The 14,914-nt window shown below is 55.7% G+C and carries 16 protein-coding genes and 2 pseudogenes; 10 read left to right on the forward strand and 8 right to left on the reverse strand.

The genetic code is table 11. From position 1 onward, the window contains the following. Nucleotides 1-79 precede the first annotated feature (79 nt). Nucleotides 80-514: an Hg(II)-responsive transcriptional regulator gene (merR, locus tag AM329_RS15800; protein WP_000429838.1), complete on the reverse strand. Its 435-nt coding sequence runs from the start codon at nt 512-514 to the stop codon at nt 80-82. 71 nt (nt 515-585) lie between these two features. Between merR and merT the strand changes: the two genes are divergently transcribed. The 6 genes from merT to merE are packed head-to-tail and all read left to right on the forward strand — an operon-like array spanning nt 586 to nt 3,733. Continuing rightward, on the forward strand, nt 586-936 hold the full coding sequence (gene merT / locus AM329_RS15805) for a mercuric ion transporter MerT (RefSeq protein WP_001294667.1): 351 nt from the start codon (nt 586-588) through the stop codon (nt 934-936). Nucleotides 937-951: 15 nt separating this feature from the next. Continuing rightward, nucleotides 952-1,227: a mercury resistance system periplasmic binding protein MerP gene (gene merP, locus AM329_RS15810; protein WP_000735441.1), complete on the forward strand. Its 276-nt coding sequence runs from the start codon at nt 952-954 to the stop codon at nt 1,225-1,227. Nucleotides 1,228-1,229: 2 nt separating this feature from the next. After that, nucleotides 1,230-1,475: a mercury resistance system transport protein MerF gene (gene merF, locus AM329_RS15815; protein ID WP_000654684.1), complete on the forward strand. Its 246-nt coding sequence runs from the start codon at nt 1,230-1,232 to the stop codon at nt 1,473-1,475. Then, complete coding sequence (merA, locus tag AM329_RS15820) at nt 1,472-3,118, forward strand: mercury(II) reductase (RefSeq protein ID WP_000136268.1); 1,647 nt, start codon at nt 1,472-1,474, stop codon at nt 3,116-3,118. The genes merF and merA overlap by 4 nt, the downstream gene beginning before the upstream one ends. 16 nt (nt 3,119-3,134) lie before the next feature. Beyond that, a complete protein-coding gene (gene merD / locus AM329_RS15825; RefSeq protein WP_003465059.1) occupies nt 3,135-3,500 on the forward strand; it encodes a mercury resistance co-regulator MerD in 366 nt (121 codons plus the stop codon). Further along, complete coding sequence (merE, locus tag AM329_RS15830; RefSeq protein ID WP_001087809.1) at nt 3,497-3,733, forward strand: broad-spectrum mercury transporter MerE; 237 nt, start codon at nt 3,497-3,499, stop codon at nt 3,731-3,733. Before merD ends, merE begins: the two co-directional genes overlap by 4 nt. Before the next feature lie 52 nt (nt 3,734-3,785). Here merE and AM329_RS15835 read toward each other — a convergent pair whose 3' ends face one another. The 4 genes from AM329_RS15835 to AM329_RS15850 are packed head-to-tail and all read right to left on the reverse strand — an operon-like array spanning nt 3,786 to nt 8,268. Then, entirely contained in the window at nt 3,786-4,400 is a 615-nt protein-coding gene (locus AM329_RS15835) for a recombinase family protein (RefSeq protein ID WP_000904941.1), read from the reverse strand. A gap of 60 nt (nt 4,401-4,460) precedes the next feature. Beyond that, nucleotides 4,461-5,678 (reverse strand): TniQ family protein, encoded by a 1,218-nt coding sequence (locus AM329_RS15840; protein ID WP_000801210.1) that lies wholly within the window; start codon nt 5,676-5,678, stop codon nt 4,461-4,463. Next, nucleotides 5,675-6,583 (reverse strand): TniB family NTP-binding protein, encoded by a 909-nt coding sequence (locus AM329_RS15845; RefSeq protein ID WP_000393453.1) that lies wholly within the window; start codon nt 6,581-6,583, stop codon nt 5,675-5,677. Before AM329_RS15845 ends, AM329_RS15840 begins: the two co-directional genes overlap by 4 nt. A 2-nt stretch (nt 6,584-6,585) precedes the next feature. Beyond that, complete coding sequence (locus AM329_RS15850) at nt 6,586-8,268, reverse strand: Mu transposase C-terminal domain-containing protein (RefSeq protein ID WP_010791757.1); 1,683 nt, start codon at nt 8,266-8,268, stop codon at nt 6,586-6,588. Between the two features lie 195 nt (nt 8,269-8,463). Here AM329_RS15850 and AM329_RS15860 point away from each other — a divergent pair, with 195 nt between their 5' ends. After that, nucleotides 8,464-9,081, forward strand: a complete 618-nt coding sequence (locus AM329_RS15860; protein WP_032608310.1) for a recombinase family protein — start codon at nt 8,464-8,466, stop codon at nt 9,079-9,081. A 66-nt stretch (nt 9,082-9,147) separates the two neighbouring features. Here the strand turns inward: AM329_RS15860 and AM329_RS15865 are convergent, their stop codons facing one another. Next, the gene (locus AM329_RS15865; RefSeq protein WP_006786007.1) at nt 9,148-10,047 is read right to left on the reverse strand and encodes an integrase domain-containing protein; all 900 of its coding nucleotides are present in this window, start codon (nt 10,045-10,047) and stop codon (nt 9,148-9,150) included. Between the two features lie 969 nt (nt 10,048-11,016). Here AM329_RS15865 and AM329_RS15870 point away from each other — a divergent pair. Continuing rightward, nucleotides 11,017-11,688 carry a CPBP family intramembrane glutamic endopeptidase gene (locus tag AM329_RS15870; RefSeq protein ID WP_048859499.1) on the forward strand — a complete coding sequence of 224 codons (672 nt, stop codon included), beginning with the start codon at nt 11,017-11,019 and terminating at the stop codon, nt 11,686-11,688. A 62-nt stretch (nt 11,689-11,750) separates the two neighbouring features. Here AM329_RS15870 and AM329_RS25600 read toward each other — a convergent pair whose 3' ends face one another. Then, complete coding sequence (locus AM329_RS25600; RefSeq protein ID WP_223479944.1) at nt 11,751-12,299, reverse strand: hypothetical protein; 549 nt, start codon at nt 12,297-12,299, stop codon at nt 11,751-11,753. A 144-nt stretch (nt 12,300-12,443) separates the two neighbouring features. On the opposite strand from AM329_RS25600, the pseudogene AM329_RS15880 reads away from it, so the two are divergent. Further along, nucleotides 12,444-12,608 (forward strand): annotated as a pseudogene (locus tag AM329_RS15880) (transposase); the annotation flags it as partial. 18 nt (nt 12,609-12,626) lie between these two features. Here AM329_RS15880 and AM329_RS15885 read toward each other — a convergent pair. Further along, the gene (locus AM329_RS15885; RefSeq protein ID WP_028016388.1) at nt 12,627-13,595 is read right to left on the reverse strand and encodes an IS110 family transposase; all 969 of its coding nucleotides are present in this window, start codon (nt 13,593-13,595) and stop codon (nt 12,627-12,629) included. A gap of 167 nt (nt 13,596-13,762) precedes the next feature. Here AM329_RS15885 and AM329_RS15895 point away from each other — a divergent pair. After that, nucleotides 13,763-14,838 (forward strand): annotated as a pseudogene (locus AM329_RS15895) (IS3 family transposase); the annotation flags it as partial. Between the last annotated feature and the right edge of the window lie 76 nt (nt 14,839-14,914).

Consider the following 14,914-nt stretch of genomic DNA (forward strand, 5'->3'; position numbering starts at 1 on the left):
CCTGTCCTCAGCATAGTACCGGGAAGGAGGGAGTGACCATCTCATTAAATAAAGCACGCTAAGGCGTAGTTCCCTCGGGCTACACCGCGTCCGCACTGCGCGGTTCTTTCTTCCCTTGCAGTGACGCAATCAGCGGGCAGGAAACGTTCCCCTTCCGCGCATGGCAGGCGCACACCAAATCAGACAGCACGGCCTCCATGCGCGCCAGGTCAGCCATCCTCTCGCGCACGTCCTTGAGCTTGTGCTCGGCCAGGCTGCTGGCTTCCTCGCAATGGGTGCCATCCTCCAGCCGCAGCAGCTCGGCGATCTCATCCAGGCTGAAACCCAACCGCTGGGCTGATTTCACGAAGCGCACCCGCGTTACATCCGTCTCGCCATAGCGGCGAATGCTGCCGTAAGGCTTGTCCGGTTCCGGGAGCAAGCCCTTGCGCTGATAGAACCGGATGGTCTCCACATTGACCCCGGCCGTCCTGGCGAAAACGCCAATGGTCAGGTTCTCCAAATTGTTTTCCATATCGCTTGACTCCGTACATAACTACGGAAGTAAGCTTAAGCTATCCAATTCAGATTCGAAAGGACAAACGTATGTCTGAACCTCAAAACGGGCGCGGCGCGCTCTTCACTGGCGGGCTGGCCGCCATCCTCGCCTCGGCTTGCTGCCTCGGGCCGCTGGTTCTGATCGCCTTGGGGTTCAGCGGCGCTTGGATCGGCAACTTGACGGTGTTGGAACCCTATCGCCCCATCTTTATCGGCGTGGCGCTGGTGGCGTTGTTCTTCGCCTGGCGGCGCATCTACCGGCCGTCAGCCGCCTGCAAACCGGGTGAGGTTTGCGCGATTCCCCAAGTGCGAGCTACTTACAAGCTCATTTTCTGGGGCGTGGCCGTGCTGGTTTTGGTCGCGCTCGGATTTCCCTACGTCGTGCCATTTTTCTATTGATCACAGGAGTTCACCATGAAAAAGCTGCTTTCCGCCCTTGCCCTCGCTGCCGTTGTTGCCCCCGTGTGGGCCGCCACCCAGACCGTTACGCTGTCCGTACCGGGCATGACCTGCTCGGCCTGTCCGATCACTGTCAAGAAGGCGATTTCCAAGGTCGATGGCGTCAGTAAAGTTGACGTGACCTTCGAGACGCGCGAAGCGGTGGTCACCTTCGATGATGCCAAGACCAGCGTGCAGAAACTGACCAAGGCTACCGAGGATGCGGGCTACCCATCATCAGTCAAGAACTGATCATGAAAGACCCGAAGACACTGCTGCGGGTCAGCATCATTGGCACAACCCTCGTGGCGCTGTGTTGCTTCACCCCTGTTCTGGTCATTTTGCTCGGTGTGGTCGGCTTGTCCGCGCTGACCGGCTATCTGGACTATGTGCTGCTGCCTGCGCTGGCGATTTTCATCGGCTTGACCATCTACGCCATCCAACGAAAACGCCAAGCCGATGCCTGCTGCACCCCGAAATTCAATGGAGTAAAAAAATGACCGAAATCACCGTGAATGGCATGACCTGCACATCCTGCGCCACCCATGTCAAAGATGCTTTGGAAAAGATTCCCGGCGTGAATGCCGCTGTGGTGTCCTATCCAGAAAGCCGCGCGCAAGTCATGGCAGACACCGCCGTGAGCCACAACCAACTGCTGGCCGCCATCGCCGCATTGGGTTATCAAGGCTCGATCCGGGTTGGTGATTTCAAAGATGAACCAAAAATCCGTGATGCACTTGAGGGCGCCGGTTTGCATATCGCCATCATTGGCAGCGGCGGGGCCGCGATGGCGGCGGCGCTGAAGGCCGTCGAGCAAGGCGCGACGGTCACGCTGATCGAACGCGGCACCATCGGCGGCACCTGCGTCAATATCGGCTGTGTGCCGTCCAAGATCATGATCCGCGCTGCCCATATTGCCCATCTGCGCCGGGAAAGTCCGTTCGACGGCGGTATTGCGGCAACTGTGCCTGCGATTGACCGCAGCAAACTGCTGGCCCAGCAGCAGGCCCGTGTCGATGAACTGCGGCACGCCAAATACGAAGGCATCCTGGACGGCAATCCAGCCATCACCGTTTTGCACGGTGAAGCGCGTTTCAAGGACGACCAGAGCCTGGTCGTCCGTTTGAACGAGGGTGGCGAGCGCGAGGTAACGTTCGACCGCTGCCTGGTCGCCACCGGTGCCAGTCCGGCCGTGCCGCCGATTCCGGGCCTGAAAGAGTCACCCTACTGGACTTCCACCGAAGCGCTTGTCAGCGACACCATTCCCGCACGCCTGGCCGTGATCGGTTCGTCGGTGGTGGCGTTGGAACTGGCGCAAGCCTTTGCCCGGCTCGGCAGCCAGGTCACGATCCTGGCACGCAGCACCTTGTTCTTCCGGGAAGACCCGGCCATCGGCGAGGCCGTGACAGCCGCTTTCCGCGCCGAGGGCATCGAGGTGCTGGAGCACACGCAAGCCAGCCAGGTCGCCCATGTGAACGGCGAATTCGTGCTGACCACCGGACACGGTGAATTACGCGCTGACAAGTTGCTGGTTGCCACCGGTCGGGCACCGAATACGCGCAGCCTCGCGCTGGACGCGGCGGGGGTCACTGTCAATGCGCAAGGGGCCATCGTTATCGACCAAGGCATGCGCACGAGCAACCCGAACATCTACGCGGCCGGCGACTGCACCGACCAGCCGCAGTTCGTCTACGTGGCAGCGGCCGCCGGCACCCGTGCCGCGATCAACATGACCGGCGGCGACGCAGCCCTCAATCTGACCGCGATGCCGGCAGTGGTGTTCACCGACCCGCAAGTCGCCACCGTGGGCTACAGCGAGGCGGAAGCGCACCACGATGGCATCGAGACCGACAGTCGCACGCTGACACTCGACAACGTTCCGCGAGCGCTTGCCAACTTCGACACACGCGGCTTCATCAAGCTGGTCATCGAGGAAGGTAGCGGACGGCTCATCGGCGTGCAGGCGGTGGCCCCGGAAGCGGGCGAACTGATCCAGACGGCGGTGCTCGCCATCCGCAACCGCATGACGGTGCAGGAACTGGCCGACCAGTTGTTCCCCTACCTGACAATGGTCGAGGGGTTGAAGCTTGCGGCGCAGACCTTCAACAAGGACGTGAAGCAGCTTTCCTGCTGCGCTGGATAAAAAAAGGAGGTTTTCAATGAGCGCCTACACCGTGTCCCGGCTGGCCCTTGATGCCGGGGTGAGCGTGCATATCGTGCGCGACTACCTGCTGCGCGGATTGCTGCGTCCGGTGGCGTGCACCCCGGGCGGCTATGGCCTGTTCGATGATGCCGCCTTGCAACGGCTGTGCTTCGTGCGGGCGGCCTTCGAGGCGGGCATCGGCCTGGACGCGCTGGCGCGGCTGTGCCGGGCGCTGGATGCTGCGGACGGCGATGAAGCGGCCGCGCAGCTTGCCGTTCTGCGCCAGTTCGTCGAGCGTCGGCGCGAAGCGTTGGCCGATCTGGAGGTGCAGTTGGCCACCATGCCGACCGAGCCGGCACAGCACGCGGAGAGTCTGCCATGAACAGCCCCGAGCGCTTGCCGTCCGAGACGCACAAACCGATCACCGGCTACCTGTGGGGCGCGCTGGCCGTGCTCACCTGTCCCTGCCATTTGCCGATTCTCGCCATTGTGCTGGCCGGCACGACGGCCGGCGCGTTCATCGGAGAGTACTGGGGTATCGCAGCCCTCACGCTGACCGGTTTGTTCGTCCTGTCTGTGACACGACTGCTGCGGGCCTTCAAAGATCGATCATGAGCGCTTCCCATTGAGACAAACCACGCTGTCGCTACGTTGCCTCATGCCGGCATCAAATTCGGCTGAGTAGCTTCTCGCCATCTGGACGTAGCTCACCCTTGGGTGAAACATGCCGATACAGGGTCTGCCGCGTGACGCCAAGTTCCTGGCACAGGTCGCCGACCTTGGTCTCTGGCTGACCCATTGCCGCCATCGCCAGCCGCAGCTTGGCGGCGGTCATCTTGAACGGCCGGCCGCCTTTCCGCCCGCGCGCGCGGGCCGAGGCTAGGCCGGCAATCGTGCGCTCCGCGATCAACTCGCGCTCGAACTCGGCCAGGGCGGCGAAGATGCCAAAGACCAGCTTGCCGGCGGCGGTCGTGGTGTCGATGGCCGCGCCGTGCCCGGTTAATACCTTCAAGCCGATGCCGCGCCCAGTCAGGTCGTGCACGGTGTTGATGAGATGTCGCAGGTCGCGTCCGAGCCGATCCAGTTTCCACACGACCAGTGTGTCGCCAGTTCGCAACGCCTTCAGGCAGCTCGTCAAGCCGGGCCGATCCTCGCGCATGCCGGATGCCTGGTCCTCGTAAAGATGTACTGGATCGACCCCGGCGGCAATCAGCGCGTCGCGCTGCAAATCGGTAGCCTGGGAGCCGTCCGCCTTCGATACCCGCATGTAGCCTATCAGCATGTCGTACCTGTCACATATACGTTCGATTATGTGACAGTGTGCACCGGAAAGTTCTGGTCGTCAAAATTTGTCACTTAACCCGTCATTCTGTCTAAGACATGCAAAGGGTCCATCAGGCACGTAATGTGACAGGAATTCCGGGGGGATGCCTTCCTTTGCGAAGGTGGCGCGCAACTGTTCCAGGGAAGCGGGGTCGCGCCGACCATAGGAAGCCAACGCGAACAGCGAGCGTGCCGTCTCGGGGTCGTGCCGCGCTTCAATGATGGCCTCATCGATGGCCTGGACTGCCCGTTGCCAGTGATCGACGGGTTCGGGCTTCGGCGTTTTCGCCGACAGGCCACTGGTGAAACCGGTTTGGGGTTCGGACCAGAACAGCTTTGCATGCTCGCCCGGCGGGCTTATATCCCTCATCTCAATCAAGCTGATTGCCGTTGCCGCCGCCTCCAGCATCTGCAACCGTACTGCCGGGTTCAGGGTTTCATACGGTCGCCACAGACTTTGCCCAGCACGCAGCGGATGCCCGCAGCCTTCCCAGACTTGGCGGAGATACCCCGCGCAGGTTCCGCACGTCGAAAGCGGGGTGTTCAGCTCATCGAGCAGCGTGCGTAGTAGCCGAAACCACAATCCAGCGTGGATGCGTCGGCGCGGCAGCTCCACATGGCCGGTCGTCAGTGCCTGCCAGGTGCGCCGGTCCATCACCGCAATCGCGTCGCTGGCGGTGCGCGGCGCAGTGTCGGCGTTCTCCCAGCCGAGAAACCGCCCAGGCACGCCCCAATAGGATTCCAGCCAGCAGCCATGCAGCGGGCAGCTCAGCATCAGGGGCAGCTTCCATGCAAGCAGTACGGCTTGGTTTGCCGGGTCGTTCAGACAGAGCGGGCAGGCGCGATGTATCGGCTGGCTGGGCAGCCAGGCACGCCAGCTCGTGATGGATCGCGTCCTACGGCGGAGTTTCGGCAGCAGCACCGAGAGCTGGAACGCATAGGTTTCCAATGCGTCTGGAATCTGATCATCAAGGCTGTCCAGTAGCCAAGGCACCCAGCCGGCGAAACTCATGCAACGCAGCCGGTCCGGCTCGATGCCGCTCCGCTGGGAGAGCATCGCCAGCAGCGCCAGTGGTGGCGCGGTGTCCAGGTCATCAACCTGGCCGTGACCAAGATCGTGCTCCAGCAGCTCGGACACCTCCATGTGATAGCAAAGGGCCACGCGGTTGAGCCACGAAGACAAGGCTTCGCCTTCCCTGGGAGCCGGATGCAGTGGCCAGTGTGGCGCTGGCTTCACATCAGTTCCCGCTCGAATTGCCGCCGCCGCTCGCTGGGACCGGTGTAATCGGCCATGCTGAGCGTGCGATGGTTGATCGCTTCCTCACCGCTCTCCACGGCAGCGACGGCCGCCGCCATCAACAGGTGCGCCAGCTCGCCGATGGTGCCCTCGCTGCGCGTGAGCAGGTAGCGGGCCATATCCAGCGTGGCAATCGACGAGGGTCGCCGCAGCGGGAGCGAAGCCGCGAAGCTGGCCAGCAGTGAGCAGCAATCGTCGTTGGCCTCCCACACCGGCAGCATCATCGGCTCGAAGCGGTTTTCCAACTGGTCGTCCGAGCGGATCGCCAAGTAGGCATCGCGTGTGCCGACCCCGACCAGCGGGATGCGCAGCTCGTTGCCGAGGAAACGCAGCAGGTTGAGGAATTCCCGGCGGTTGACGCTGTTGCCGGCCAGGACGTTGTGCAATTCGTCGATCACCAGCATGCGCACGCCGACCTTGCGTAGCAGTGCCAGCGCCAATTGCTCCATTTCCGGCAGCCGTGGGCGCGGGCGCAATGGCGCGCCCATCGCGGCAAGTAGCGCGACGTAGAAGCGGATTACCGACGGTTCGGATGGCATCTGCACGACCAGTACCGGAATGTGCTCCTGGTCGGCGTCGGAGCTGGCCGGGTGGGTGCGGCGGAATTTCTCGACGATCATCGACTTGCCGTTGTTGGTTGGACCGACCAACAGCAGGTTGGGCATGCGTTGTTTGTTCGGCCACGCATACAGGGCTTCCAGCCGATTCAGCGCCTCGACTGCTCGCGGATAGCCGATCCAGCGGTCAGCGCGAAGGCGATGGATGCGTTCGTCCGCCGGAAGACGGGCCAAGCCCTGGGCCACCGGCATCAGGTGGGACAAGTCGATGATGGGATATTCTTCCACGGCTACCACTCCTCAATCTGGTCGAACGGTTTGGCAGGTGGCTGGTTGTCTGCCTGCGGGTCAGCCATGTCCGCGTCCGGTGGTGGCGTGGTTTTGAAAAGAACTGCCGTTGCCTTGAGATGCTGGCGTCGATCCGCGTCGCGCCGCGCCTTGCGCGTAGCTTTCTGCGCGGTGGACACGATTTCGCGCATCTGGCCGATCATGCGAAACAGCGCCGACTCATCCACCTGTTCGCGCCCTTGCTGCCGCAATTTCGCCAGCGCCTGTCGTTGTTCCCAGAGGGTGACAGCCGGGTGCGACAAGGTGCGGTATGGAATTTCCAGATAGTGCTGCCCCTCCGGCTCCAGCACCCAAATGCGGCTGATGTCGCGCGGGTCGCGCCGGATCAGGAACGCAGGCAAGCGGTCGCGCCGAGCTATCCACGGCTTGAGCGCATCGGCGTAGTAATGGATGTGGTCGATGACGAAGCCGGTGCGGGTCAGCGTGCGGCGGATGATGGGCAGAAAATCGACCAGAAAAGCCGTGGTGCGAGTGATGACGGTTGGCACGCCGGTCCGCGCGATAGCTTCGGCCCAGCGCGCTGCCGGCGGCTGGAGCAGGCCGTTGTGCACGGAGCCGTGGTAGGTGCCGACCGCCAATGTGAGCCAGCGCTCCAGCTCACGCAGCGTCAGGGCGGCCTTGTTTTCGGAATCGTAGTCGCCGCGCTGGTCAGGGTTGGAGAAGGTCGTCCCTGGCAATTCGTCGTGGATCATCTGCATCGCCGTGCCGATGATCCGTTCCACGATGCCGCCGTAGTGCGGCTGCCCGAGCGGGCGATAGTCAAGCCGGATGCCATGCTGCTCGCAGCCTCGGCGTAGCGCTTCGCTCTTGAACTCGGCCGCGTTGTCCAGGTAGAGCAGCCTGGGCTTGCCGCTCATCGGCCACTCCATTTCTATGTTCAGACCCTCCAGCCAGGGACGCTTGTCGCAGGCGACATGCACAAGGCACAGGCCGACCGAAACAGATGACGGCGCTTCCAGCGTGACGACCATGCCGAGCACGCAGCGGGTAAACACGTCGATGGCGATGGTCAGATACGGACGGCCAATCGGTTGCCGGTCGCGCTCGTCCACCACGATCAGGTCGATGACCGTGTGATCAATCTGCACTTGTTCCAGTGGCGCGGTCACGGCGGGAGGCTCACCACCGACACCTTGCAGGCTGCGGGACGCATCCTGACCTTCCCGGCGGCGAGTGGCCTTGAGCGGATCGAGGCCGGCGATCCGCAGAGCCACGGTGTTGCGCGCCGGCGCCCGCAGCTTTTGCGCTTTGCAAGCCTGCGCGACCTCGCGGTGGAACGCTGCCAGGCTACGCTTCTGCTTGGTCAGGAAGCGCTTTTGCAGCAACTCGCGGATGATGCGCTCAACTGATTCCGGCAAGCGTCCCTTGCCTTTTCCGCCGCCGGATCGGCTGCGAGCCAGGTCCGTCACAAGCCCAGCACCTTGCCGGGCACGGCGGATTAGGACATACACCTGCCGCCTGGACAGGCCAAGCGCGTGAGCAGCGGCATCGGCGGCTTCATGCCCGACCACATCAAGCGCTGCCAGCGGCCCGATGATTTCCGCCCGTTGCCGGGCCTGCGCCCAAGCCGCATCGGGCAGGGTGGCCACGCCTTGCTCGGCAATCAATGATGTGTCTGACGCCATGCTCACACCTCGCTTTGGTGCACACGAGTATTGAGCATAGTCGAGATTGGTGCAGATGACTTCTGATATTGCGTTGTCAGGAGTCGCCTGCACATCTGGCGTTACGCCCCGTCAATTGGTGCAGTCGTCTTCTGAAAATGACACATATGATACCAATTGGAATGTGACTATTTTAATGTTACTGCCGGAGGGACTTTGTTTATATTTGGATATCTTCGTGCTTCAACACAAGAACAGGATGCGTTGCGTGCAAAAGCGAGGCTCAAGGACTTTGCTCAACAACACAATCATCGCATAGCTGGCTGGTATGTTGAAAATGCTTCAGGTGCAGCATTGCATCGACCGGAACTGATGAGACTGCTTCAGGATGCAGAGCCAGGAGATGCGATAGTTATAGAACAAGTAGATCGGCTTTCACGTTTGGATGATAACGGCTGGGAGTCTTTAAAAAAGATGATTCATGAGAAATCGCTTTCAATAATAAGCCTTGATCTGCCTACAAGTCATATTGCGCTATCCAGCTCCTCAGCTGATGACTTTACCCGTAGTATGCTCCGGGCAGTGAATAATATGATGCTGGACATGTTAGCCGCAATTGCTCGTAAAGATTATGAAGATCGCCGCAGAAGGCAGATGGTGGGAATTACAAGCGCCAGGGAGAAGGGAAAATACAGGGGAAGGCTGGCAGACAAGGAAAAACATGAATTAATAAGAACTCTCCGCAAGAAAAACGGAAAGTCAATAAACGAAACGGCAAGGCTCGCTGGCGTATCACGCATGACCGTTATTAGAGCATGTAAGAATAAAGATTGATTTTGAATAAGCCACAGCCCTGATTGTGCTGTGGCGTTACATCCTAAAATTGAAGTGTAAAAACGTCTATTCTGTTTCCCCACGAAAATAAACCTGTTTGATATACCGCCCCCGGCCATCTCCGTGGCCCAGGTCCATTGAAACTAATGCCTCGGCTTCGTCGCGACTCATTCCATTTTTAATATGATGATTTACAGCATCCCGTGAGTAAGCATAACGTAAACTGTGCGGCGCATTTTTACCATTCATCCCTGCCTCTCTTACAATATTTCGGTAACGATCAATTGCGGTATGCAGAGAGGGTTTATCAATCAGCTTTCCGTTATGTTCACTGACATAATGAATTGCCTTATCCAGAATTGATAAAACTTTTTCACGATTGAAAACTGTTGTTTCTCTCGGCCGCCCGCCTTTCGTCCCGAAAACAACACGGACACGCTCATTATTGTTAATCAATGACTGCTTCCATGTTTTTAACGACTTTGCGGACTGCACGGTTTCTTCCGTTCTCAATCCCAGATATCGGGAAAGTTGTACCGCGAGCGCAACACCTTCATCTTTTTTAAGCGCAAAATTCACAACCGCATTAAGTTTTTCATCTGTAATAGGGAGTTTAGTTCCATCCCGGTTAGCACCAGAAATTCCCAGGGCCTGATTACTCAGGCTGGTATGATTGGGATCGGCCAGTTTATTTCTCCCTGCTGATAATAAAACAGAGCGGATAGCAGACATCTCATTCTGTAACGTCCGGAGAGACAAACTGTCTGCCTTCCTGCTCTCAATATACTTTTCAATATGGGAAGTTTTGATATGTTTTACGTCCCTAATCTGAATATTCAGTTCAGACAGACGTTCAGAAAAACGTTCTGCAATTCTTGAGCGGTCAGCCACAGTTTTATAACTTCCCCGTCCCTGACGAGCAAGTGTGACAAGTTGTTTGCACAGCTGTTTACTGAATCTGGACATTCCTATATCTCCACAGGGATACACGTCCCTCGGCTTGTAAATAAGCGGACGGATCTGTACCCCAGTAATTCATCCCCGACGACACGGTTGCTTTTGCGCTTCCTGCGTCTCAACTGGTATCTGTGCATCGGGGCGGCGAATTGTTGAGTTCTTGCGAGGCACCCCAGATCTCTGATCTGTTTGCTGCTTATGCAGAGCTGACTTACGTCAAGCTGCCTCCAACACTACTGTTCGTAGTGTCGCCATCGATACCGAGTCGATTTCCTCCTTACTGATAGTTGAACGTTCAGACGGCCTTCCGTCGTGCTTACGTTGATGTAAAAGTGAGTTTAATACCGTACTGACACGGACTACATGTTGGTCAGATGGTAGTAAAACGTTGAAAACCACGTCGTACGTGGGTTGAGACGTTATGCGCTGCGCGCGTCACTTGGTAGTGTCTTCGCCACTTCACAAGTGACGCCGCGCAGCTTCGTGCTCCTAATGCAACTCCGTAAGCGGCCAAATGTACCAAATGGCCTTATCCGTCGATGCAAAAGTCGTACGAAACTCAGGGCGTATCACTGCAAATGAGAAGACGTTGAACTGATGCCGTTCACAGAACGGAAGTGAATTGAAACTGGCAGATTTGCTACACAGTAAACCTTCATCGCCGCGTCATAGTGCGCTTTCATAGACGATATCTGCTTTCAAAGGTGAGCAGATTTGCCACATTTTTCATGTACTCCCTTTCAGGCTTAGAGAGTTTTATTGTGCAGTCACCCGAAGGCGCTCCTCACAGACTGCCGGAACATTGGTGGTCGCAGCTTAAGTGCGACTGTAGCCACCCGAAGGCGCTCATCACAGGCTACAAGAGCATTGGTGGTCGCCAGTGCGACAGTACAACAGTTTGATAGTACCAACAGGGAAATACGACGTCAAATGGATGTAGACATCGTTTTTTGGGTGAGTAATATGTAGTTTTCTCCGATGAAAGTGGTTGATATGGATATTTTAAAACAACGCCTTATGATTCTGACTTTCGGATTCTATAACTTTTTATTCTTTTATTTATTATTAACCTCTATTGATCTAAATATATTCTTAATGACTAGGCTTGATTTCTCAATATTACATTTGCAGATAATTAAGCCTCTGATGATGCTTTTAATTTTTTTATCCATAACTCACTTATTAAATAACACCTCACTTTACCAAGGATTAACCTGGGGGAAACCTAACAAGCAGTCATTTGTTTTTTTCTTGCTCATAATTATTGCTTACACTGCTTCATACTACCTTACGCCGAAAGAACCCTTCGTTACAGAATTTACTAAAGGTTTGTCACATGGAATGGCAGCTGTAAAAATCGCAGCCACAATTATTATTTTCCCTCTACTGGAGGAACTGGTTTTCAGAGGAATTATCCTGAGTTCTTTTTTAAACGCCCTTGGTGAAAAGGCGGGCTATATCATCGGTGGGCTGACAGTTTCTGTTTTGTTTGCAGTTATACACACACAGTATTCATTGCCCACCAAAATCCAAATGTTTTCACTTTCATTAATTTTCTGTGGAGCAAGATATCAAAGCAGAGGGCTTCTTTTACCAATTCTACTGCATGCTTTTTGTATCGCGCTTGGCCTATATATTGAGTTAAAATAAACCAACTACAAAAGGTAGTTATCATTAACACATAATGATAACTACCTTTTCCCGATAAAATATCACTCACCTATAGCCACGGAATGAATTTCCTTCATCAACTTCTGTACGCCAGATCCCGATAGCCTTTCTGCAGATGCCGAAGAATATGTTATATAGAGTTTACTCCCACTCCCGTTTTTTTCAATTTCTACATCTAAATGATCGTTATCATTCCAGTCAGATCCCATTTTATAATAGCTACCAGGTATTGCCTCCCAAACTGGATGTGCATCATCTTCAGCGACCGCTTTCCATGCCCCGTCATTAGAGCTATTCCGTAAACTATCCAGCTCCTGACTTGACATAAACTTGTAATGTCTTTTTATTCTGGCAGCAGCAGTATCTACATCAACAGCTACAGTATAATTTTTAGACTTGGATTCTTTTTTTAATGACTGAGGTAAATGCATTGGTGTTGTAACATCAGTTGATGGGTTAGAGTTTCCCCTCAAAGAGTTCATTATACCTGAAGCACCATCACTGATTTTCTTATTTGTATCTGCTATTTCCTGCATGCTACAGGCTGTGACAAGAGCAGGAATTATTAAAATGGCGGTAAGACTCCTCACGATCCATATCCTCCAAACATATTTACTAAAAAAGCGGTCAATGAAAAGTACGCTTAGACTGGCCCCATGAATCTCCAGACAGTTGGTATCACTTAAATTAGTGATAGTCTTAATACTAGTTTTAGACTAGTCGTTGGAGTCCGAATGATTGATGTTCTAGGTCCAGAGAAGCGCAGACGGCGCAGCGTTCAGGAAAAAATCGCCATTGTTCAGCAGAGCTTTGAGCCCGGAATGACCGTGTCGCTGGTCGCCCGTCAGCATGGCGTTGCTGCCAGTCAGCTGTTCCTGTGGCGTAAGCAATATCAGCAACTGTCTTGAAGGTAAAAATTATGGAGCAACGTGGTGGTACGACTCATCCCATTCTTCGTTCTTTCTGAGCATTGCGTTCAGGATGGTAAGCAGCTTACGCATACAGGCTACCAGCGCCACTTTTTTGGCCTTTCCGGCTGCAAGCAGGCGCACATAAAACGTTTTTATCACCGGATTAAAGCGGGTTGCCACAAGCGCAGCCATGTACAGTGCTGATCTTACGCCAGCCCTGCCGCCAAAAATGGTTCGCCGGCCACGCATAGTCCCTGAGTCCCGGTTGACAGGAGCAACACCTATAAGCGCACTGATTTCGCGCCGGGAGAGCGTTCCCAGTTCCGGAATCTCCGCCAACATCGCGGAAACGGTCATGGTGCCTACACCTTTGATACTGCTCAGGCGCTCAGCAATCTCTTTAAAGTGGTTCCGGATGTGACTGTTCATGTCTTTCTCGAGCCTGGCAAGCTCATCTTCCAGCGCTTTAATGATGGTATTAATGCTTTTCTTGTTCTGTGGATGGGATGGATACAGTCGGTTACGCTCAGCCACCAACATCGCAATCAACTGGCGTCTGCGAACCACCATTGCAGCAAGGGCCTGACGTTCAGCATCCGGCAGTGCCCTGATAAAGCGTTTCCGCTCAGGGTGACGATTAATAACCTCAGCCATCTGCGTGAGGACTCTGGCATCAATTCGGTCGGTCTTCGCAAGATATCCCATTGCACGGGCGAAGTCACGGGCCTGCCTGGGATTGACCACGGCAACCTCAAAACCTTCGGCCTGAAGCGAACAGGCCACCGCAACTTCCAGCCCACCAGTGGCCTCCATCAGAACCAGAGCAACGGAGTGCCGTCTCAGTCCGGTAATAATCGCGTTAAAGCCATCAGAGTCATTGCTGACTGTAAACTGAGCAACATCACTGCTGGCAGCGATGTCCAGTGTGGCTTTGGAAACATCGATGCCCACACAAAGTGGATTTGGCTGACTCATTTTTACCCCTCCTTGCAAATACGTTATGGAATACGGACAACTGTTCGGGTTTCAGATGAGTGGCTCAGCGTATGCGCCAGTCGCTGATATACGGGCTTGAACCCTGGAAGGCATCGGGCTGCATACGTTTTGCCAAATCTAATCGTATTAATTTTAATCAGTCTCCAAGATACAAGGAAGGCAGTCTCACTGCGGTTGCCGCTGGTGAACAGGTTGTACCCGCGTCGGAGCTGGCATCTGCAATGAAGCAAATTAAAGAGTTACAGCGCCTGCTGGGCAAAAAAACCATGGAAAACGAGCTGCTGAAAGAAGCCGTTGAATATGGCCGACAAAAAAAGTGGATAGCGCACGTGCCCTTGTTGCCGGAGGATGGCGAATAAGCCTTGTCAGTCGTTGCCTCCGGGTCTCACGTGCGCAACTGCATGCCATGGCCCGTCGGTCGAAGGGCTGGCAGGATCGTCGGTGCAAGCGCAAGCCTGATGATACTGAAGCGCTGGCTCGTATCCATACCGTTATCGACGATCTGCCCACCTATGGTTATCGTCGTGTATGGGCACTGCTGCGCAGACAATCAGAAACTGACGACATGGCGGTGATCAATGCCAAACGCGTATACCGTATCATGCGTCAGAATGCGCTGCTGCTTGAGCGTAAACCGGCAATACCGCCCTCGAAGCGGGCGCATAGAGGGAAAGTGGCCGTTGGAGAAAGTAACCAGCGGTGGTGCTCCGACGGCTTCGAGTTCAGCTGTGATAACGGTGAAAAACTGCGGGTCACGTTCGCGCTGGACTGTTGCGATCGCGAGGCACTTCACTGGGCGGCAAGTACCGGTGGATATGACAGTGAAACCGTGCAGGACGTCATGCTGGGTGCAGTAGAGCGTCGCTTCGGTAACAGGCTGCCGACATCCCCCGTTGAGTGGCTGACAGACAACGGTTCAGCCTACCGTTCTCATCAGACGCGTCAGTTCGCCAGAATGGTAGGACTGGAGCCAAAACATACGGCGGTACGTAGTCCAGAAAGCAACGGAATGGCGGAGAGCTTCGTGAAAACGATGAAGCGCGACTACATCAGTATCATGCCAAAACCTGACGGGTTAACAGCGGCAAAGAACCTTGCGGAGGCCTTCGAACATTACAACGAATGGCATCCGCACAGTGCACTGGGATATCGTTCGCCACGGGAATATCTGCGGCGGCGAACCAGTAATGGGTTAAGCGATAAAAAGTGTCTGGAAATATAGGGGCCAATCCAACGCTTGACTTATTCACCATGTAACAGACTGTAAACCCTGCCGTATAGAGTTTGTAATGTCAATG

The sequence above is a fragment of the Enterobacter cloacae complex sp. AR_0002 genome (assembly GCF_001922365.1).
GTDB classification, from domain to species: Bacteria; Pseudomonadota; Gammaproteobacteria; order Enterobacterales; family Enterobacteriaceae; genus Enterobacter; species Enterobacter hormaechei_C.

Coding starts and splice junctions, on each gene's coding strand:
- AM329_RS15885 (WP_028016388.1), bottom strand. CDS start 13,595: ATGAGTCAGCCAAATCCACTTTGTGTGGGCATCGATGTTTCCAAAGCC.
- merP (WP_000735441.1), top strand. CDS start 952: ATGAAAAAGCTGCTTTCCGCCCTTGCCCTCGCTGCCGTTGTTGCCCCC.
- AM329_RS15835 (WP_000904941.1), bottom strand. CDS start 4,400: ATGCTGATAGGCTACATGCGGGTATCGAAGGCGGACGGCTCCCAGGCT.
- merD (WP_003465059.1), top strand. CDS start 3,135: ATGAGCGCCTACACCGTGTCCCGGCTGGCCCTTGATGCCGGGGTGAGC.
- AM329_RS15870 (WP_048859499.1), top strand. CDS start 11,017: ATGAAAGTGGTTGATATGGATATTTTAAAACAACGCCTTATGATTCTG.
- merE (WP_001087809.1), top strand. CDS start 3,497: ATGAACAGCCCCGAGCGCTTGCCGTCCGAGACGCACAAACCGATCACC.
- merF (WP_000654684.1), top strand. CDS start 1,230: ATGAAAGACCCGAAGACACTGCTGCGGGTCAGCATCATTGGCACAACC.
- merR (WP_000429838.1), bottom strand. CDS start 514: ATGGAAAACAATTTGGAGAACCTGACCATTGGCGTTTTCGCCAGGACG.
- merA (WP_000136268.1), top strand. CDS start 1,472: ATGACCGAAATCACCGTGAATGGCATGACCTGCACATCCTGCGCCACC.
- AM329_RS15865 (WP_006786007.1), bottom strand. CDS start 10,047: ATGTCCAGATTCAGTAAACAGCTGTGCAAACAACTTGTCACACTTGCT.
- AM329_RS15850 (WP_010791757.1), bottom strand. CDS start 8,268: ATGGCGTCAGACACATCATTGATTGCCGAGCAAGGCGTGGCCACCCTG.
- merT (WP_001294667.1), top strand. CDS start 586: ATGTCTGAACCTCAAAACGGGCGCGGCGCGCTCTTCACTGGCGGGCTG.